Origin of the sequence: Ectothiorhodospira haloalkaliphila ATCC 51935, assembly GCF_000633935.1 — a bacterium.
Lineage (GTDB): Bacteria > Pseudomonadota > Gammaproteobacteria > Ectothiorhodospirales > Ectothiorhodospiraceae > Ectothiorhodospira > Ectothiorhodospira haloalkaliphila.
Window position 1 is genome coordinate 559,646 of the sequence record NZ_KK214998.1, and the last position, 19,491, is coordinate 579,136.

At 65.2% G+C, this 19,491-nt stretch carries 20 protein-coding genes; 10 read left to right on the top strand and 10 right to left on the bottom strand.

Annotated features, from left to right (window positions below):
- Positions 1-33: 33 nt before the first annotated feature.
- From ECTHA_RS0110460 to ECTHA_RS0110470, 3 genes are all read right to left on the bottom strand, one after another.
- Positions 34-1,191, bottom strand: coding sequence for a GNAT family N-acetyltransferase/peptidase C39 family protein (locus ECTHA_RS0110460; protein WP_174411994.1), 1,158 nt, complete (start codon positions 1,189-1,191; stop codon positions 34-36).
- Positions 1,192-1,294: 103 nt separating this feature from the next.
- Positions 1,295-2,203 (bottom strand): DMT family transporter, encoded by a 909-nt coding sequence (locus ECTHA_RS0110465; RefSeq protein WP_025280850.1) that lies wholly within the window; start codon positions 2,201-2,203, stop codon positions 1,295-1,297.
- Between the two features lie 179 nt (positions 2,204-2,382).
- Complete coding sequence (locus ECTHA_RS0110470) at positions 2,383-2,715, bottom strand: DUF3634 family protein (protein WP_025280851.1); 333 nt, start codon at positions 2,713-2,715, stop codon at positions 2,383-2,385.
- 148 nt (positions 2,716-2,863) lie between these two features.
- Between ECTHA_RS0110470 and ECTHA_RS0110475 the strand changes: the two genes are divergently transcribed.
- From ECTHA_RS0110475 to ECTHA_RS0110485, 3 genes are all read left to right on the top strand, one after another.
- Complete coding sequence (locus ECTHA_RS0110475; RefSeq protein ID WP_025280852.1) at positions 2,864-3,352, top strand: LEA/WHy family protein; 489 nt, start codon at positions 2,864-2,866, stop codon at positions 3,350-3,352.
- A gap of 6 nt (positions 3,353-3,358) precedes the next feature.
- Positions 3,359-3,775, top strand: coding sequence for an alternative ribosome rescue aminoacyl-tRNA hydrolase ArfB (gene arfB / locus ECTHA_RS0110480; RefSeq protein WP_025280853.1), 417 nt, complete (start codon positions 3,359-3,361; stop codon positions 3,773-3,775).
- Between the two features lie 91 nt (positions 3,776-3,866).
- Positions 3,867-5,060, top strand: coding sequence for a BaiN/RdsA family NAD(P)/FAD-dependent oxidoreductase (locus ECTHA_RS0110485; protein ID WP_025280854.1), 1,194 nt, complete (start codon positions 3,867-3,869; stop codon positions 5,058-5,060).
- A gap of 21 nt (positions 5,061-5,081) precedes the next feature.
- Here the strand turns inward: ECTHA_RS0110485 and ECTHA_RS0110490 are convergent, their stop codons facing one another.
- The gene (locus ECTHA_RS0110490) at positions 5,082-5,627 is read right to left on the bottom strand and encodes a DUF2058 domain-containing protein (protein WP_025280855.1); all 546 of its coding nucleotides are present in this window, start codon (positions 5,625-5,627) and stop codon (positions 5,082-5,084) included.
- 88 nt (positions 5,628-5,715) lie between these two features.
- Positions 5,716-7,740: a site-specific recombinase gene (locus ECTHA_RS0110495; RefSeq protein WP_025280856.1), complete on the bottom strand. Its 2,025-nt coding sequence runs from the start codon at positions 7,738-7,740 to the stop codon at positions 5,716-5,718.
- 159 nt (positions 7,741-7,899) lie between these two features.
- Here ECTHA_RS0110495 and osmF point away from each other — a divergent pair, with 159 nt between their 5' ends.
- The 7 genes from osmF to ECTHA_RS0110530 all read left to right on the top strand — a co-directional run bounded on the left by osmF (position 7,900) and on the right by ECTHA_RS0110530 (position 13,614).
- A complete protein-coding gene (osmF, locus tag ECTHA_RS0110500; protein ID WP_025280857.1) occupies positions 7,900-8,811 on the top strand; it encodes a glycine betaine ABC transporter substrate-binding protein OsmF in 912 nt (303 codons plus the stop codon).
- A 7-nt stretch (positions 8,812-8,818) separates the two neighbouring features.
- Positions 8,819-9,982: an ABC transporter permease gene (locus tag ECTHA_RS0110505; RefSeq protein WP_025280858.1), complete on the top strand. Its 1,164-nt coding sequence runs from the start codon at positions 8,819-8,821 to the stop codon at positions 9,980-9,982.
- Positions 9,979-10,920, top strand: a complete 942-nt coding sequence (locus ECTHA_RS0110510) for an ABC transporter ATP-binding protein (RefSeq protein WP_025280859.1) — start codon at positions 9,979-9,981, stop codon at positions 10,918-10,920. The genes ECTHA_RS0110505 and ECTHA_RS0110510 overlap by 4 nt, the downstream gene beginning before the upstream one ends.
- The gene (locus ECTHA_RS0110515) at positions 10,913-11,710 is read left to right on the top strand and encodes an ABC transporter permease (protein ID WP_025280860.1); all 798 of its coding nucleotides are present in this window, start codon (positions 10,913-10,915) and stop codon (positions 11,708-11,710) included. The genes ECTHA_RS0110510 and ECTHA_RS0110515 overlap by 8 nt, the downstream gene beginning before the upstream one ends.
- A 247-nt stretch (positions 11,711-11,957) precedes the next feature.
- A complete protein-coding gene (gene pufB, locus ECTHA_RS0110520; RefSeq protein ID WP_025280861.1) occupies positions 11,958-12,116 on the top strand; it encodes a light-harvesting antenna LH1, beta subunit in 159 nt (52 codons plus the stop codon).
- A gap of 90 nt (positions 12,117-12,206) precedes the next feature.
- Complete coding sequence (gene pufA / locus ECTHA_RS0110525; RefSeq protein ID WP_025280862.1) at positions 12,207-12,404, top strand: light-harvesting antenna LH1, alpha subunit; 198 nt, start codon at positions 12,207-12,209, stop codon at positions 12,402-12,404.
- A 349-nt stretch (positions 12,405-12,753) separates the two neighbouring features.
- Positions 12,754-13,614 carry a DUF2189 domain-containing protein gene (locus ECTHA_RS0110530; protein ID WP_025280863.1) on the top strand — a complete coding sequence of 287 codons (861 nt, stop codon included), beginning with the start codon at positions 12,754-12,756 and terminating at the stop codon, positions 13,612-13,614.
- A 4-nt stretch (positions 13,615-13,618) separates the two neighbouring features.
- Here the strand turns inward: ECTHA_RS0110530 and ECTHA_RS17985 are convergent, their stop codons facing one another.
- Genes ECTHA_RS17985 through ECTHA_RS0110555 form a run of 5 tightly spaced genes read right to left on the bottom strand, consistent with a single transcriptional unit; the run spans position 13,619 to position 19,490 of the window.
- Positions 13,619-15,295 carry a complex I subunit 5 family protein gene (locus ECTHA_RS17985; RefSeq protein ID WP_025280864.1) on the bottom strand — a complete coding sequence of 559 codons (1,677 nt, stop codon included), beginning with the start codon at positions 15,293-15,295 and terminating at the stop codon, positions 13,619-13,621.
- The gene (locus ECTHA_RS0110540; protein WP_025280865.1) at positions 15,295-16,794 is read right to left on the bottom strand and encodes a complex I subunit 5 family protein; all 1,500 of its coding nucleotides are present in this window, start codon (positions 16,792-16,794) and stop codon (positions 15,295-15,297) included. The genes ECTHA_RS17985 and ECTHA_RS0110540 overlap by 1 nt, the downstream gene beginning before the upstream one ends.
- Complete coding sequence (locus tag ECTHA_RS0110545) at positions 16,791-18,257, bottom strand: complex I subunit 5 family protein (RefSeq protein WP_084306927.1); 1,467 nt, start codon at positions 18,255-18,257, stop codon at positions 16,791-16,793. The genes ECTHA_RS0110540 and ECTHA_RS0110545 overlap by 4 nt, the downstream gene beginning before the upstream one ends.
- Complete coding sequence (locus ECTHA_RS0110550) at positions 18,250-18,540, bottom strand: NADH-quinone oxidoreductase subunit K (RefSeq protein WP_025280867.1); 291 nt, start codon at positions 18,538-18,540, stop codon at positions 18,250-18,252. Before ECTHA_RS0110550 ends, ECTHA_RS0110545 begins: the two co-directional genes overlap by 8 nt.
- A complete protein-coding gene (locus ECTHA_RS0110555) occupies positions 18,537-19,490 on the bottom strand; it encodes a hydrogenase subunit MbhD domain-containing protein (protein ID WP_025280868.1) in 954 nt (317 codons plus the stop codon). The genes ECTHA_RS0110550 and ECTHA_RS0110555 overlap by 4 nt, the downstream gene beginning before the upstream one ends.
- Position 19,491 lies beyond the last annotated feature (1 nt).

Here is a 19,491-nt window from a genome sequence, read left to right on the forward strand (position 1 = left end):
TGGCTTGTTGCGCGGGGTTCGGGCTTTGTGTGGTTACGAATCGGCTCGGGGGCCGATCACCAGGACCGCCTTGAGTCCCGCCTTGCCATAGCGGGCCATGCGCTCGAAATCCCGTTGCAGGATGGGCATGTTCAACGAGTCCAGCGGGGTTTCACCGTTGTCGTAGTCCACGAAGGGATCATGCACGTAGATGAAGTGCTCATCAAAGCCGGTCACCACCACCCAATGGGGAAACTTCTCGCCGTAGATCTGGTAGGAACTGATGAGCACCACGGGGATGCCGCCGGCATCAAAACGCGCCCGCAGGTCCACCGGTGTCAGGTGCCCGTAATGCACCGGAATGCCCAGGCCGTGGATCTCGTCCAGCATGTCTTCCTGAACCAGACGCATCACCTCTTTCTTGTCCTGGCTGCGCACGGAATCCAGTAGCGGTATCTGTTCATCGCCCAGGGTGAGTTCCACGGAAAAGCCCCGATGGGCCGCAGCCAGGGCCAGCCCGAAAGGCCCGCAACCCCCATGGCCCGAGGTCATGTAGATGGTGGTGGCCTCCCGCCAAAGGCGAAGTTCCAGCTTGCGGTCCAGGGTCAGCGTCGGGTCCTGGGCCTTCATGGCCATCATCAGACAGGAAGGGCCACAGGTGAAATCCAGGGTCTGCTCGTAAAACGGCACGCGGACCATCTCCGGTCGCAGATCGGCTGCCAGTGATTTTTCGTAGCGCCAGGCATCCATGTGATCTTCGTAATAGTCGTCATACTCACCGAAACGTCGATAGCCCAGGGACTCGAACAAATACTGCGAGGCCGTGTTGTCCTTGCGGATCTCCAGGCGCAGGTAGGCGCAGTCCCTGGCCCGGGCAGCGGCTTCGGCCGCCCGCACCAGGTTTCGGCCCAGGCCCTGCCCCCGGGCGGCGGCGTCCAGGGCGATGGAATACAGCCTTGCGCTTGACGTGCCGCGGCTGAACAGCACGAGCACGTAACCCCCAGGGCCCTTGCCGGTGTCGTGCACCAGGGTGTGTGCATTGGCCTTGGTCAGCATGTAGCGGAATTGCCGTCGGGAGAGGCGATCTGTGGGGAAGCAGCGCTGCTCCAGGGCCACGAGTGCAGGGATATCGGTCATCCGGGCAGGCCGGATCACACCCTCGGGAGTCGAGGCAGTGTCGGCGCAAGGCAGGGGGGCAGTGGCGTGTTCCATGGCATCATCGAGTGGCCGTCAAGCCTTCAGAATTGGGCATGGCCGGGGTTTCGTCAATTGCCAAACGCCGCCGCCGGTCGGCTGGACCGACCCATGATCTGCCCTAGCGGGAACGTCGCCACCCGGCGATGAGGCCGCCCATCACGATGAGCGCGCCACCGATCCAGTCCCTGGGGCCCAGCAGCTCGCCGGCCAGCCAGGCGGCTGAGACGGCGCCAGCCACCAGCTCGAAGATGAGGATTACCGAGGACTGGCGCACCGGGAGCCAGGTCACGCCCACCTGCACCGTCAGGGTCATGGTGGTCATGATCGTCATGCCCACCAGCAGGGCCACGGCGATGGTCCATGGGTCCGGCGTGAGGCCGATGCCCAGGGTGCCCGCAGCCCCCATGGCCAGCAGGGGGGCTCCAGACCAGGCCGCCAGGGTCTTCACCCGCAGCGGCATCCAGTAGGCATAGCGCACCTGGATATTGGTGGCCGAGAAGGCCATGCCCGCCAGCAGGCCCAGCAGATCCGCCCGGGTCAGGGCCAGGCCGGTGTTGGTGGGCCAGAGCATCACAAGGGCACCGGTCATGGCCAGGGTCAGGGCGAACAGCGCCTGCGGGGTGAGCGGTTCGCGTAAAAGCAGGCGCGCGAGGATGACCGCCCACACCGGCGACAGGTAGAAGAACAATAGCACCCTGACCACATCGCCCTCGATCATGCCCAGGGAGAAGGCGGTGCCCGACAGCGCCGAGGTGAGCGCAATGCCGGCAAATCGCCCCGGGTGACGGCGCACCCAGCCAAGATGGTGCCGTGCCACCACCAGCCCCACCAGGCTTGCACCGAGATAGATGAAGGCTACCGACCACAGGCCGTGCAGGCCGGCCTGTTCCAGCCAGCGCAGGGGGATCCAGAAACACCCCCAGAGCCCGGCGCCGATGAGCAGGGCGCCCACAGCCAGGCCATGGCCAGGTCCTTGTTGGATCAGGGTGGAAGTATCGCGGGTCGGGGCGGGGTTGTGGGTGGACATCAAATACGGGCCTTGTGATTGAGGCGGGAACCGCGAGTCGCCAAGCCATCATGGGAGCGGCCCTTGGCCGCGAAGGATTTCAGCGCAGGGCCAGTCCAGGCGGCGCACTGCTGTCGCAGGGCATCGCTGGCAGGCCAGCTCCCACGAAAAGGAGGCTGTCCGTTTTTCGCTTCCCGAGGCTAACCGGCGGCTCGGCGGCCGCCGCCACCGTTGCCACCTGGGGGAGGGGTCCAGACGTTGCGAAAGGGCTGGTGGGTGTGTTCGGGGATGTCCCGGGAGAAGCTCAGCCGGACTCCCTGTCCCGTGCGGATGCCCTGGATCCGGCCCTGCTTGAGGCCATACATGCGTGCCACATCCCCGCAGCCCCTCAGGAAGTCCGGCGGTGGCGTGCCACGTTGTGCCTGGGCCTTGCCGTCCTGGAGCTTCACCACAAAGGCGATCCGCGCATGCCAGATGAGCAGGCCCGCGCCCACGGCGAGGATGGCGAACATGAGCAGCAGGGGCATCAGCATGGCAGGGCGTCGTGGTTCACGTTTGGTGAACCGATAACCATCGCATGGCCTGGCACGCGTTCGCAAGCCGTGGTCCAATCCCTGCTGCAACGGGGCCTGATTGCGTTAAGCTGAGGGTCCATCTTCCCCGGCTCACTGGAGTCTTTCCATGCTCATCACACGACGTCGTCTCCTGCTGGCCTCCGGTGCCCTGTTGCTGAGCGGTTGCGCCGCCATGCGCAGTGACTTCGAGACGCCGTCGGTGAGCCTGGAGTCCTTCCGCGTCGTGCCCAATCAGGGCATGACGCCCCGGTTTGCCCTGGGCCTGCGGGTGGTCAATCCCAACCCCGCCAGCCTGCCCCTGCGGGGCATGAGCTACGCCGTGGATTTCGAGGGGCACCAGTTGATCACCGGTGTAGCCAGCGACCTTGAGACCATCCCGGCGTTTGGTGAGTCACGCTTTGAGGTGGAAGCGGGGCTGGATCTGATCAACAGCCTGCGTCTGCTCAATGATCTGATGGCCCGCGCCGATCGCGATCACCTGAACTACAAGGTGCGGGCGCGGCTGGATGCGGGTGGTTTCAGCCGCCTGATCACCATGGAGGAAACGGGTCAGATTCCCATCTCAGCCCTGAGTGGTCGGCCGGCACCACGGTGAGTTGTCATGCTGCATATTTCCAACAACGTGACCCTGGGCGACTGGGAGGTAGAGATCAGCCAGATCCGCGCTCAGGGGGCGGGCGGTCAGAATGTGAATAAGGTGGCCTCGGCGGTGCATCTGCGTTTTGATATCCAGCGTTCTTCACTGCCGCGCCTGTACAAGGACCGGTTGCTGCGGATGTCGGATCAGCGCATCAGCAAGGATGGCGTGATCATCATCAAGGCCCAGCGTTTCCGCACCCTGGAACAGAACCGCGAAGATGCCCTGGAGCGGTTGCGGGAGTTGATCCAGGAGGCCGGGCGGCCGGTCAAGAAGCGCAAGCCCACGCGGCCGACACTGGCCTCCAAACGGCGACGCCTGGAGAAGAAGATTCAGCGCGGTCGGACCAAGGCGTTACGGGGGCCGGTCAGGTCGGATTGAGTCCGACGCGCTTCTGCCATCGACGGCCCTCACCCCAACCCCTCTCCCGCTTGCGGGAGAGGGGCCCGGACTACTGTTAAACTCCGCCACCATGCCAACCCCTCCCACTCATTACGACGTCATCATCATCGGCGCCGGTGCCGCTGGCCTCATGTGTGCCGGGGTGGCCGGACAACGGGGCCAGCGCGTGCTGGTGCTGGACCATGCCAACAAACCGGGCAAGAAGATCCTCATGTCCGGCGGCGGGCGCTGCAACTTCACCAACCTGCACTGCACCGCCGAGGATTTCATCAGCGCCAATCCCCACTTTGCCAAATCCGCCCTGAGCCGTTTCAGCCCCTGGGACTTCATCGCCCTGGTGGAGCGCTACGGCATTCCCTACCACGAACGGGAACACGGCCAACTGTTCTGCGACCGCTCCGCCAAGGACATCCTCAACATGCTGCTGGCGGAATGCGAGGTCGGTCATGTGGAGATCCGCACCCGCACCGCCATCAAGGATGTGCGCATCGGCGCGCCCCATCAGGTGGACACACCCACGGGGACCGTGCAGGCCGACGCCCTGGTGATTGCCACCGGGGGCTATTCCATTCCCACCATGGGGGCCACCGGGTTCGGCTTTGACCTGGCCCGATCCCTGGATATCCCCGTGCGCGCCACACGCCCCGGGCTGGTGCCCCTCACGCTGGAGGGCAAGGCCCTCAAGCGCCTGGAGGACCTGAGCGGCATCGCCCTGGATGCCGAGGCAGGATTTGATGGCCAGAGCTTCCGGGAGAACCTGCTGTTCACCCATCGGGGGCTGAGCGGGCCGGCGGTATTGCAGGTGTCATCCTACTGGGAGCCGGGGCAGCCGGTGGAGATCGATCTCTTCCCGGGCGTGAACCTGGGCGATCACATCCGTAGCGTGCGCACGCAGCGTCCGAAGATGGAATTGAAGACCCTGCTGGGAGAGCGACTCACCCGACGGGTGGCGCAACGCTGGTGTGATCTTTGGGTGGAGAGCAAGCCCCTGGATCAGCTCAGTGACGAGGACATTGCCCAGGTGGAGCGGGTGTGCCAGTCATGGCAGGTGTGGCCGTCGGGCACGGAAGGGTATCGCGTGGCCGAGGTCACGGTGGGCGGGGTGGATACGGATGCCCTGTCCTCCAAGACCCTGGAGTGTCGGGCCTATCCGGGGCTGTACTTCATTGGAGAGGTGGTGGATGTCACCGGTCATCTGGGTGGCTTCAACTTCCAATGGGCCTGGGCATCCGGTCATGCGGCGGGCTGTGCGCTGGCTGGATAGCCCGCCTCGCGCGGTGGACACTCACCACATCAGGTCATCCGGTATCTCGTAACCGGCGTAGGGGTCATCCTCATCCTTCGCCTTGTCCCGGGGGTCGGGGTCATTGCAGACCACCACTCGGTCGGCATCCCGCTCGGCGATCTTGTCGGCCCCCTCCCGGGTCACCACCTCGTAGCCATCCTCCAGGGCGACAATGGCCATCCGCCCGTTGCCCAGCCGATCCCGTTGCTCCGGGGTGACATGCAGGTGGCGGATCAACTTGCCGTGCTGGAAGTTATAGGCGATCTCGCCACCCTCCCGGTCCTGGCGATGAGTGTCGATCAACTGGCGGATCTGCGCCTCCAGGGCCTTGCGCTCGGCGGCCTCCTTCTGCTGACGGTTCAGCTCGCGGGAGCGTTCCGCCTCCCGGCGCCGCGCCTCCTCGGCCGCGCTGGGCTGGGCCGGTTCCGCCGCCGCATTGCCTTTGCCCTTCTTTTTCTTCTTTGGCGAGGCGTGCCGCGCCTGCTTGAGTTTTTTCTCATCCACCAGCCCCGCTTTCAGGAGCTGTTCATGCAGGGAGTTGGCCATGGGACTATCCGCGGGTGTGGGCTGGAAATGTTGGCTTGGGAAAGGGGCGACATTCTACGCCGCCCGCCCGAGCCAGAGCCAGTCCGGGTCAATCCTTGGGTTGGGAATCCTCCGGGGTGTGCCGTGGTGGTAGCAGGAAGCCTTGCGGATCCTTGCGCAATTCCCGCCCGTAGGCGCGCATCAACTGACGCAGGTCTCCCAGGCGCACACCCCGTGAGCGCAGCGCCACATACATGGCCAGGGCAAAGCTCACCCATAGATTAACCGCCCCGATCACCAGCACGAACAGGAAGTACATCAGGAAGGTGGCACTCTGCATGGCCTCGATGGAGGCGACATAGCCCAGGTTGGCCGAGGCAAAGGCCACATGGCGGATATCCAGGGGCAGTCCCAGCAAAAGCCCGATGAATCCGGTGACCCCGAGCAGCACGCCAAAGAGGAAGTTGCCCATCAGAGCCCCGTAGTTCTTGTCCAGATAGTCAGCAATGCGATGACGCAACCCCATGGGCGTCACACGGGCCAGCAGGGGATTATCCCGCAGCCGGGCCCCCAGTTGCAGATAGGCGCTGCGATTGTCGAAATAGCCTGCGATGAGCCCGGCGACGAACAACCAGACGCCGGCGATGGCCGCGTGGAATATGGCCAGACCCGCCAACGGACGCAGTTCCAGCAGGTGATAGTGCATCTGGGCCTCATCCATCACCGGCTGGTTCAACCAGGCCAGCGAGGCCCAGCCCACCAGCAGGGCCACCGGCAGCGCCAGGCTCACGTTGCCCAGCACCGCCACGAATTGGGATCGACCCACCTGGATCAGCAACCGGGCGATCTGTGCCTGGTTGGCCGCGCCCTTTTCACCGGCCTCGATGGCAGCCGACAGTCGGGCGGCCGTCATGGCGGGCTGCTTGGTGGCCACAGTGAAATGCAGGATATGGATCAGCACGAAGCCCAGGCCATAGTTAAGGCTTACCCAGAAGGTTTCCACGCCCGGGGACAGGCCCATCTGCATGAGCTGGATCTTGATCAGGGCCATGAACGCTATGATCAGGCCGGCGCCGGCGCCGGAACCCAGCATCTGCAGATATTCGCGTCGGTTCTGGGTGATGTAGTGCTCACCGGTCTCGCCGGATTGCTCGGTGATGCTGCGCGACACCAGCTTGATGTTGTCCTGCCACAGGGCGCGCAGGCTACGCTGCCGGGCGTTCTGCACCACCATTTCCCTGAATAGCCGGGCCCCGGCACAGCGCTGGCAGGTGTTGTCGTCGCGCTTGAGGATGTCCAGCAAGTCGCTGATGCGGGTGAGAGTCTGATCCAGACGCTCCAGTAGATGGGTCAGGCTCATGCTGCTGCCATGGGTGACTGCCCGCTTGTGAAAGCGATCCACCTGATCCATGCATTGTTGCAGGAGCACCCGGGCGTGCTCGTCGTCGTGGGCATCCTGTTTCGGGTCTTCAAGCCATTGGGCGTAGTACCGCACATAGGCCGACAGTTCCCGCTCCAGGGCCACGAAGGGGGAGTTGCGTTCGGCAATGTCCGGGTCCAGGCGCAGCAGCTCCGGCTCCAGTTCTTCGGCGGCCACCCATAGGGAGAGCATCTCAAGTGAATAGAGCACTTGTTCCCGGGCACGCGTCAGGGCCGGGCCATTGGTGTCATCCAGGTCCACCAGAGCGTCCAGCAGCAGGATCCAGGCATCATCGGGCACCTGGGTGACCCATACGGTGTCACCAGGTCGATTGAAAACCTGGGAGAGCACATCCCGCAGATTTTCCGGGTCGCGCGGCCGAGGGTTGATCCGCTCATAGAAACGCTGGCCCAACTCCCGCACGAAGCCCCGTCGAGAGAACAGACCAATTTCGGTGTACAGCGAGAGATGTCGTGCCTCCGCCATGGAGGTTTGCAGGTGCTTGCGCAGGTCAGGCGCGGCGGGCTGCTCGCCTTTCTGGCTGCGGCCTTTCTGAGCATCATGCAACTGTTGGATCCGTTCCACCACATCTTCGGTGGTTTCCGCTCCATCGGGGCGAAGCCAGTCCACCACGGCGCCGAGCAGGGGGACCAGGCCGGGGTGTTCTGACGTGTTGAGGCTTTCAAGCAGGGATTCGAGAGATTGCCTTGGCATGGGTTCCCGCCGTTTGGATCCGTTTCATGGGGGTGACGAGGAGTCGCACTACCGCTCGATTGTTGCGGCACTGGAGCGGAAAAGCCAGACCTCGGGCGCTGGAGTCGACCATGCGGAGGCCCTTATACTCCCGCCAGATCCACAAGCATTGGAAGAGTCATGTCTCGCTTCATGAAAGGACTGTTTGCACTGGCGCTTGGCGCCCTTTGCGCCGTTTCCGTGGCACAGGCCGGCAAGCCGGTGGTGGTGTCTTCGAAGATTGATACCGAGGGTGCCGTGCTGGGTCAGATCATCCTCCAGCGGCTTGAGGCGGGTGGCATCGAAGTCCGTGACCGGCTGCAGTTGGGGGGCACGAGCATCCTCCGCGGGGCATTGAATTCGGGCGATATCGATATCTACCCCGAATACACCGGCAACGGCGCCTTCTTCTTCGATATGACCGACAGCGACGTATGGCATGACGCCGAACAGGCCTACGCCACCGTGCGTGAGCGAGACGCGGAAAACGGCTTGATCTGGCTCGCTCCGGCCGATGCCAACAATACCTGGGCCATGAGTGTGCGCGGTGATCTGGCCCGGGCCCATGGTCTCGTCACGCTGCAGGACCTGGCCGATTATCTGAATCGGGGAGGGGAATTCAAGTTCGCCGCCAGCGCCGAATTCGTCGAGTCGGAGCAGGCCCTGCCAGCCTTCCAGTCAGCCTATGGGTTCGAACTGCGTCCGGATCAGCTGCTGGTGTTGTCGGGGGGTAATACCGCGGCCACAATGCGCGCCGCCGCCCGTCAGACCAGTGGTGTCAATGCCGCCATGACCTACGGTACCGACGGCGGCATTCAGGCCCTGGATCTGGTGGTGCTGGAGGACACCCTGGGAGTGCAGCCGGTTTACCAGCCGGCCCCGGTGGTGAGGCAGATGGTGCTTGAGGCCCACCCTGAGATTGCCGATCTGCTGGAGCCCGTGTTCCGGGCACTGAACATGGAGACCCTGCAGCACCTGAATGGTCAGGTGGCAGTGCAGGGGCTCTCGGCCCGGCGGGTGGCCGCGGACTTCCTCTCGGATCTGGGTGAGTAAGTAACCCATGTCTCGTGACGCCAGGCCCAATCGGGTCCTGGTCAGTCTGATGAGCTTGGGGCTGCTGACCTGGCTGGGACTGGATGCCCTCAGTGTGGCCCCCAATCGGCTGGTGCAGGGGACGCCCCTGAGTCCGGTTGAGGCCCTGGGATGGATGGTCACGTTGCTGGGGGCTATGTTCATGGCCTGCGTGGTGTGGCTGGCCTGGCGCCCCTCCTCTGCCAGGCTCTGGACAGCCCTGGGGCTGGTGACGGGCCTGCTGGTGGCCATGCCCCTGTGGTTGTCCGGTGCTGTTGTGGCCGTGCTGGACCCGGATATGCCTCAGGCGAGGGTGGGCATCGGCCCCGGTCTCTGGGTGCTGCTGTTCCTGTGGTTGCTGGTGCTGGTGGAGTTGCGCATTCGCTTGCGGTTGCGCCGCGTGTGGGTATGGAGCCTGCTGCTGTTCGTCATCGCCATATGGGGCATGGCATTGAGCCAATGGCTCACGCCGCTGGCGCTGGTTCAGGAATACCAGGCCCGCAGCGAACAATTCCTGGAAGCCGTGCTTTACCACCTGGCATTGGTGGGGGCAGCAGTGGGTGCCAGCCTGCTGATTGGGCTGGGCATGGCGTTGGCGATGCGTCGTTTCGATGGCCTGCGGCGCCTGGGATTCGGGGTGCTGAACTCCCTGCAGACCATTCCCAGCCTTGCCCTGTTCGGGCTTTTGCTGGCGCCGCTGGCCTGGTTGGGCAATCAGGTGCAATGGTTGGGTGCCCTGGGCGTGAGCGGGATTGGCTGGGCCCCCGCCTGGCTGGCCCTGGTGGCGTACAGCCTGCTGCCCATGGTGCGCAATACCTACGTGGCCCTGGAAGGGGTGGATCCGGGCGTGATCGAATCGGCCCGCGGCATGGGCATGAGCCCTGTTCAGGTCTTTTTCCAGGTGCGCCTGCCGCTGGCCCTGCCGGTGATGCTGGAGGGTATCCGTATCACCACCGTTCAGGCCATCGGCCTGACGGCCGTGGCGGCGCTCATCGGCGCCGGTGGGCTGGGCACCTTCATCTTCCAGGGGCTGGGGCAGGCAGCGATGGATCTGGTGCTGCTGGGGGCGCTGCCCATCATCGCCATGGCCCTGGTGGCCGATGCCCTGCTGGGCGCCCTGGCGGAACGAATGCGACGGCGGGAGGCCGCATGATCGAGCTCTTTGACGTAACCCGGCGGTTTGGCGACGAGACGGCGGTGGACCGCATCTCGCTGCGAGTGGAACGGGGTGAGTTCTGTGTGCTGGTAGGGACTTCCGGCTGCGGCAAGTCCACCACCCTGCGCATGATCAACCGACTCATCGAACACAGCGAGGGCGAGATCCATCTGGATGGCCAGCCGATCCGGGATTTCCAGGAGGATCAGTTGCGCCGCCGCATCGGCTATGCCATCCAGAGCACCGGGCTGTTTCCCCACTGGACGGTGGGTCGGAATATCGGGCTGGTGCCCCGCCTGCTGCAGTGGTCCGGGTCACGCATTCAGGAACGGGTGGAGGCGCTGATGGATTTGCTGGGGCTGCCGCCGGAGTTTGCCCACAAGTACCCGCACCAGTTGTCCGGCGGCCAGGCCCAGCGGGTGGGGGTGGCGCGGGCGCTGGCGGCCGACCCGGAGATTCTGCTGATGGACGAGCCTTTCGGGGCCCTGGACCCCATCACTCGCCAGACCCTGCAGGGAGAGCTGCGCGATCTGCAAGCGCGCCTGGGCAAGACCATCGTCTTCGTCACCCACGACATGGACGAGGCCCTGACACTGGCCGATCGGCTGGTGGTGATGCACGAGGGCCGCATTGTGCAGCAGGGACGCCCTACCGAACTGCTGAGGGCACCCGCGAATGATTTCGTGGCGTCCTTGCTGGGCGGGGATGACCGGGGGCTCAAGGAGGCGGCCCTGATCCGGGTGGAGGAACGCATGCTTCCAGTGGCACCGGAGGCCGAGGGTATGCCTATGGTGCGTCGGCACGCCACGGTGAACCAGGCCCTGTCACTGATGCTGTGGCATCACACGCGGCATCTGCTCGTGGTGGACGAGGACGACTCCCCCGTGGGCCAACTCTCTCTGGATGTGCTGATGCACAAGGCACGTCATGAGTGAGGTGGCCATCCAGGGAAGCGAGGGGGGCAATCGGCGATCCCGTTGGCGGTTTATCGTACCCCTGATCTGGCTGGCGGCCCTGCTGATGCTGGCTGTGGGCATGACCACCCTGGAACCCCTGTTTCGCCTGCTGGAGCCGGATCTTCGCCAGGTGATCTACGTCCGGGAAAGCTTTCTGGTGCTGCTGGGTCAGCATGTCCTGATGGTGGCAGTGGCGGCGTTGCTGGCCACCTGCGTGGGTGTGGGGGCGGCGGTGGCGGTCACGCGGGCGGCCGGGCGCGATTTCATGCCCATGGTGGCGCAACTGGCCTCCATCGGTCAGACCTTCCCGCCGGTGGCGGTGCTGGCGCTGGCCGTGCCGGTGCTGGGTTTTGGCACGGTGCCGGTGATCGTGGCCCTGGTGCTGTATGGTCTGCTGCCCATCGTACGCAATACCCTGGCGGGGCTGCAGGGGGTTTCTGCGGAAGTGCTTGAGGCGGCCCGGGGCATGGGCATGACTCCAAGGCAGGTATTGCTTCAGGTGGAATTGCCGCTGGCAGCGCCGGTGATTCTGGCCGGCATCCGCACCTCGGTGACCATCAATGTGGCCACCGCGGCCCTGGGAGCGACGGTGGGGGCCAGCAATCTGGGTGACCCGATCATCTCTGGCATCGTCAATGGCAATACCCCCTATATCATTCAGGGGGCGGTGATGATCGGACTGCTGGCCCTCGCCGTGGACAGTCTCTTCGAGCGATTGCAGCCTCGGGTGCCCGGACAGGCCAGCGATGGTCAAGCCGCCAACGGATAGCAGCGCCATAGCCCCTGGCGCACCCCGGCCGGGACCGGGAGGATGCCACCAGAAAGAAGCCGCCCATCACCCGGTGGATGGTGGTCAGTGGTTCCCGCTACAGGGGCGGTTTTTGGTGGATTCCGGGATTTAGTTGTTCTGGATCACTATTGTGGACCTTCTTCCGGTGTAGTGTCGGCCTCGTTGTAAGAGATCGCGTTGTGTCGACGCGGTATATGTCGATAAGGCTGATTTGGAGGCTATTCAAATGATGGGTGAAACGAAAGGTTCTCTTTCGGGGCTGAACGAAGAAGAAGCCATGGAGTTTCATGGTGTCTTCATGACCAGCATGATGGGCTTCCTGGCGGTTGCCGCTGTGGCTCACGTTCTGGCCTGGATGTGGCGTCCCTGGGGTGTGTCCTGGTAAGACCCTTCGCCTCAATGGCGAATCAGGTCTGAAGCACTACCCTCAGCGAAGCAGTAAAAGCAGGTTCTTTCCGATATAGGAGATTTCAATATGTGGCGTACTTGGCTGCTGTTCGATCCGCGCAGAGCGCTGGTTGCCCTGTTTGCATTCCTGGCCGTGCTGGCCCTTTTGATCCACTTCATCCTGTTGAGCACTGAGCGCTTCAACTGGATGCACACCGCCTCCCTGGTCGACACGACCGAGCAGGTTGCAATGCAGGCTCAGACGGGCAAGTCGACCCTGGCCTAACTGGCCCAGAGTTGTCTGTACCCGATCTTCCGGGCGGGATGGCTTCGAAGTTCTCATCCCGCCCGGCATCCGGGCCATTCCTTCGCCAGCACCTCAAGACCCCATCTGGTTCCAGTCCTCGCCCACGAAGGACTGTCTCTTGTCAGTACCCTTTTCCTCCCATCCCCACCGATCGGTAGCCTTTTGCCGTGGCACGCCTGTCCATGCAGGCTAATGACACCCGTTCCGGGTCGTCCACTCCTTCCTGAATTGTCGTTCGGCGTGGTCATCGACAGAAATCTTCTGAGTGATCTGCTAGGTTAAGTTGAGGGCCAACACTGACCCGAGCCGAGCCAAAGGAGATGTCATCGTGGACAACCTGATCAAGCGCCGGTATCCGGAAGATTCCGACGAAATTCAACCACGGCAGACCTTGGACAGCGGTACGCCGCCCGTTCGACGAATATCTGGCGATGCCCCCCTGCGATGGCTTGTAGAGGGATGGAAGGATCTTTGGCGGGCACCGGCAGGGTTGGCTCACGGGTTGCTGGTTGCTGCCCTCGGGCTGGGGATTCTCTGGCTCACCTGGGGCCAACCATGGCTCACCATGGCGTTGATATCCGGATTTCTGCTGGTGGGGCCTGCATTGGCGGTGGGAGTGAATGAACTCGCTCGACAACTGGAGCATGGTGATCAGGGCAATCTGAGCATCCCACAAAGCTTTCGAGCCTTACCGGCGCTGGGCTCGTCCCTGTGGCTGTTTGCGGCAATGCTGGCTGCCATGTTCCTCATCTGGACCGGCTACATGGCCCTATGGATCGGCGTCATGAATGTGGGTGTGCTTGGGCAACCAGGGAGCCTGGGCGAGTTGCTTGGCACCATGCTGTCCACTACCCGCGGCATCGTTTCCCTGATTGGGGTCGTGGTGGCTGGGGCGGCCTTGGCCGTCGCTGCCTTCGCGCTGAGCGTGGTCACGGTACCTGCGATGCTGGATCGTCGCGCAGGGGTTGTGGACGCCATGGCGATCAGCCTGAAAGTGCTCAGCCGAAATCCGATACCCATGCTGGCTTGGGCAGCATTGATCACCGCATTGTTCGGCCTGTCGGTGCTGACTGCACTCATCGCGCTGATCCTGGTTTTTCCCTGGATTGGCTTCGCCATGTGGCATGGATACCGTGAGATGGTGGTCCACGACGAGGATCCCAAGACCTCTGAGAGCGAAACGTCATAGGTACTCATTTCCAACCATTTGCTTCGATGATCAGCACCATGACGATCAGCGCAGCCACCGCAGTATGGCCGAGCCGCCAGTGGCTGGCACGCTCTCCGACGATTGCCGGGGCACGGCGCCCGATGCGCGCTGCGGCGCGGCGTTGGCGGGCGACGAACTTTTCGGCACCCTTGGCGACCCGCACGAAGGGGCGGGCGATTTGATCCCGGAACACCTGTGGCCCGACCGCAAGGGCACGGGCACGAATCCATGCACCCAGGGCTAGCGTCGCGCCCAGAAGCAGCGGCCACGTCTCGGTCGGTCCCGCTGCACTGATGGGCGCGGCGAGGGGGCCGGCGGCTGTGGGCCAGATGAATGGAAGCGCCGCCGCCGCCATGACCAGACCCAGGGTCGACAGAACCAACCCCTCGGGAACGGCAATGGACGGGGCGGCCGGGGGCTTGCGCCACAGGGTGATGCCAAAGCGTGCCATGAGCAGGGTGGTGGCCAGCCCCGACAGCGTCAGCCCCACGATCAGCCAGGGAAGCCAGGCCTCGGATCCGTCCGCGAGGGCCGATTTCAGCGCCTCCTTTGCCAGGGCACCAGAGGTGGCGGGTGCGCCCGCCAGCACCAGCGCCGGCACGGCCACGATGATGAGGGCCAGCACGCGCCCGCTCTGCCCTGTTTGGGCACCGAACAGCCCGGCGCCGAGAAAGAGGGCGCCCTTGGCCAGGGCATGATGGGCTGCCATGAACACCAGCACCGCCAGCAGCGCCGGCCAGGCGGCGGGTGCCATCAGCCCGGCCCCCAGTCCCAGCGCGATCAATCCCATCTGGCTGACGCTGGAAAAGCCCAGCACCGTCTTGGGGTTGTCCTGGCTCAGCCCCAGCAGCACCGCAGCAAAGATGGTGACGAGCCCTGTCGCCATCATCACCGTGCCGTGGTCGGGCAGTGCCTGCGTGCCCAGGGGCAGGGTGGCCAGCATACCGAAGAGCCCGGCCTTGATCATGGCCCCCGACAGCACGGCGCTGGCGGGCACCGGGGCCGCACCGTGGGCCGGTGGCAGCCAGAAGTGAAGCGGCATGATGCCGAGCTTGACGGAAAAGCCCAGGAGCAGAAGGGATGCGCTGAGCCCCGAGAGTTCGGCGCTGCGCAGATCTGCCAGCAGCCGTGAGCCCGCCTCGCTGGCGGCAAGCGCAAGGCCGGCAAACAGGGCCAGTTCCCCCAGGATGACGAAGGCGATGTACAGCCGGCCCGCCTCGAAGGCTGCCTGCGAGCGGGCCTGCACCACCAGTCCATAGGAGGCGAAGCTCATGAGCGCAAAGAAGGCGTAAAAACCGAGGGCATCCTGGGCGATGATCAGTCCCAGATTACCCGTCATCGCCAGCAGGAAGCATACCGCGAAGCCGCGCTCGCCCGGCGTGCCGCTGAACCATTCCCGCGCTGCGGCCCCGGCCGCGATCCACAACAGCGCGGTGAAACCCAGGAACAGCCGCGAGACCTCATCCAGCCCGAAGGAAGCCCCCATCAGCAACCAATCGCCGCGCACACCGAGCGGTACGGGAGCCAGCAGTGCCAGCAACAGGGCCGGCAGCGCCGCCAGCGGCATCAGCCGCCAGATGAAGGGCCGCGCCGCCGGAAACACCATCAGCATGGCCAGCAGGGTGGGCAGCAACAGGGGCAGGATAAACACGATCTTCATCAGAATGCCTCCGCCGAATATTCCAGGGTGACGATGAAGCGGGTCCATTCAAGCGGGCTGAAGGGCGCATTGGCCAGGCCCCCGGCCACCAACACCAGGGCGGCGGTGGCCGTGGGCGGCGCGGCCAGCATCCAGCCGATGGGCCGACGGACCGGCGCATCCTGCGGCGCGGCGTCCGGTTGCCTGAACCAGGCCCGGTGGAGCATGGGCAGGAAATAGGCGGCATTGAGCAGGCTGGATCCCAGCAGGAGGGGGATCACCCAGCCTTGCCCGGCATCGAGCCCACCCGCGGCCAGATACCATTTGCTCACGAATCCCGCCAATGGCGGCAGGCCGATCATGCCCAGTGCGGCCAGCGTGAAGGCCGCCATCGAGCCCGGCATGATCAGGCCCACGCCGTTCATCCGGCTGACCTGCTTGATGCCCAGCCCCTCGGCCAGGTTGCCCGCCACCATGAACAGGGTGATCTTCATGATGCCCTGATGAATCAGATGGGCGAGCGCGCCCATGGCCGCAATGGGGCTGGCGAGCGCGACGCCCAGGGCGATGTAGCTGACCTGGCTGACGGTGGACCAGGCCAGGCGGCGCTTGATGTCGTCCTGGCCCAGCGCGCGGATCGAGCCGTAGAGGATGGTGATGGCGGCCAGGACGGCCAGCGCGGTGGTCAGCCCCAGGGCCTGGGCCGTCTCGATCCCGTAGACCTCATAGACCACGCGGATGATGCCGAAGGCGCCGGCCTTGACCACCGCCACCGCGTGCAGCAGTGCGGACACCGGCGCCGGGGCCACCATGGCAACGGGCAGCCAGCTGTGCAGCGGCACCATCGCCGCCTTCACTCCCAGCCCGATGATGAGCACGGCGAACAGCAGTTGCGCGGCCAGGGGGGTGTCTTCGGCAACCCCTTCCAGGATGCCGCCGGGCACGAAATCGGTGCTGCCCGCCAGCACCCAGAGCCCGAGTGTGCCCAGCAGCAGCACCAGTCCCCCGCCCAGGGTGTAGATCAGGTAGATGCGCCCCGCCCGCAGCGCCGCGGCGGTGCCGTAATGGATCACCAGCGGGTAGGTGGCCAGGGTAAGCATCTCGTAGAACAGCAGAAACGTGAACAGATTGCCCGCCAGCGCGATCCCCACCGTGGCGGCCACGCAGAGGCTGAAGAACCCGAAGAAGCGTGCCCGGTGCGGACCCTTCTCCAGGTAGCCCACCGCATACACCGTGGTGATCAGCCACAGCACCGCCGAGAGGGCAATGAACAGGATGGCCAGCGGATCGGCCTGAAGGTTGAGGTCCAGCCCCGGCAGCACCGTCCACCGCAGGTCGTAGATCACGCCCTGACTCACCTTCCAGCTCAGCCAGGCCACCAGCAGGACCTTGACCAGGGCCGCGCCCAGATTGATGGCCGTGCGCAGGCCGGCACTGCGCTCGGGCAATGCCAGCAATACGGGGGCCGCGCACAGCGGGATGAGCAGAATGATCAGCGGCAACAGCGAAGCGTTGTTCATGGCGCACCGCCGAAGGGATAGCCGATGTTCATGAAGGCCAGGATCGGCGCGGCCAGCAGGCCGAGGCCGAGCGCACACAGGGCCAGAGTCAGCGGTGCCGCGTCGGCCAGCGCCCAGCCCTGATGCTCACCCACGGTGGTGCGCTGCCGGTCGAAGCGCAGGAAGCCGGTGAGAACCCGGGAGAAATAGGCCACGCTCAACATGGTCGCGATCATGGTCACCGCGATCCAGTGCCAGTATCCGCTGGTCATCGCCCCTTCCATCAGGATCCACTTGCCCGCAAAGCCCAGGCTAGGTGGCAGGCCCACCAGGCTGATGGCGGCCAGGGCAAAGCTGAGCTGCGCCAGGGTGGGGCGCACCGGGGAGCGGTCGAGTTCACGGATGCGGTCATGGCCGATCTCCTCCTTGATGCGCCCGGCGGCCAGGAACATCGCCGCCTTGGCGATGGCATGGGCCAGCATCAGCAGCGCGGCGGCCTTCCAGCTTTCCGCCACTCCGTCGGCGCCGGCACGGGCAAAGGCCACAAAGACGAGCCCGATCTGGGCCACCGTGGACCAGGCCACCAGCAGCTTCAGCCGTTCGGCGCGCAGCGCCTGGATCGAGCCCCACAGGATCGCACCCACCCCCAGCAGTCCGATGAGCGCGACCAGCACCTCCGAGAGTGGCAGCAGGTACTGCGCCAGGCGCAGCACGATATAGAGCGATGCCTTGACCACCAGCGCCGAGAGCAGTGCCGAGGCCGGCGCGGTGGCATTGGCGTGGGCCTGGGGCAGCCACACGTGGAGCGGGAACAGGGCCGTCTTGAGCGCCAGCCCCGCGACCATCAGCGCCAGCGCGGCCCCCAGCGCGGGGGATGGCGGGGCCGCCAGCAGCCCCGCAAAGTCCAGCCGGCCGAGTTCCAGATACACGAACCCCACGCCCAGAAGGAACAGCAGTGCCCCCAGGATCGAGGCATACATGTACTCAAGCCCCGCGCGCACCGCCTCGATCCGGCCCGAAAGCACCGTCAGCCCGACGGCGGCCAGGGAAATCACCTCCAGCATCACGTAGAGGTTGAACAGGTCCGTGGAGAGGTAGACGCCATTGAGACCGCTGAGCAACAACAGCCACAGGGGCCAGAAGTAACGACGCATGCGCTCCGGGGCGCGGTGATGGGCGTAGCTATTCAGCGCGCCGAGGCTGACCAGCAACCCGACCCCCGTGGTCATGGCCATCAGTGTCGCACTCAAGCCATCGGCCCGCAGATCGATCCCCAGCGGTGCCCCCCAGTTGCCCAAGGGTGTGACCACAGCCCCCTCGGTCAGCACCTGCAGCACCAGCGCGCTGGCCATCAGCGCGGTGAGCACGACCGCGCCCACACCCACCCAATGGGCCTGGCGGGGCAGCAGGAAGGCCAGTATCGCGCCTGCCAGTGGGGCGAAGACGACGGCGGTCAGCCAGTCGATGGCCGGCATCTCAATCATGGTGCTCGTGCTCCAGGGTGTGCAGGCGACGGATGAGGGCGAGGGCCACGGCGGTGGCGCTGATCATCACCACGATCCCGGTGATCACCAGGGCATGCGGTACCGGATCAGGGGCCTCGGGCGGCGCCTTCCAGGCGGCGACCACGAGCATGAAACCGGCCCCCACCGAGCACAGCTTCAGGGCCAGCACCCGGCGCAGGGGATCCACCAGCACGAGCGCGCCGCACAGCCCCACCACAAAGACGCCCAGGCCGGTCAGGCCGAAGATCAGTCCAGTACTCATGAACGGCCCCCCTGGGTAGAGATCGCTTCGGGCTCGCGGCCGTGGAAGAGCGCGGCCAGCGTCGCGGCGATGGACAGGGTGACCAGTCCCTCGATCAGCAGGATCAGGGTTTTGGCGTGATCGGCCGGGTATTCGAACGGCACCCGTCCCCCGCCGGCCACCAGCAGCGCCACGGCGGCAAAGCCCGCCACGCCCAGGACGAACACCCCCCGCGCCAGCGGCCGATGCGACGGCTGTGGCTGATACCGCTGGGTGAGCAGCAGCAGAATGCCCACGGCTGCCAGCACCGCGCCGCCCTGAAAGGCCCCGCCCGGCGCCGAAGTCCCCACCCAGAGCAGGTAGGCGCCGATGACCGTTATCGCCGGCAGCACGAGGCGGGCGAAGCCGCGAGGAAGATCACCCAGTTCTGGCCCCAGTGTCGGCTGCGGCGCCTGACTGACGCCGCGGTCGATCATCCACACTGCGATCACGGCCACCAGCAACACCACCACCTCCATCAGCGTGTCGTAGGCACGGAAATTCAGCAGGACGGCGGTCACCGGATGCTCCACGCCGCTGTCGGCCAGGTTGTCCGCGACCGCCACGCCCAGCCCGGGTGTTCCCAGCGGCGTGGCCAGAAAGGCCCCGACCAGCCCGGCGAGGACAAGGGCGCAAAGCCCCATGTTGATCACCATCACGCCCCGGGGCAGCGCCGGCCAGCGCTCCGGCTCGGTGCGCACCTGCCGCCAGGTGGCGAGCAGCAGTGCCCCGGTCAGCCCGGTGCCGATGGCGGCCTCGGCCAGCGCCACATCCGGGGCGGCCAGACGCACCCAGGCCAGCGCGCTCATCAGCCCGAACACGATCACCAGCACGATCATCGCGAACCGATCCCGCACCACCAGCACGGTCACGGCCAGCGAGACGATGGCGAGCCCGAGGATCACATCGAAGAGCAGGAGCGGATCGATCATG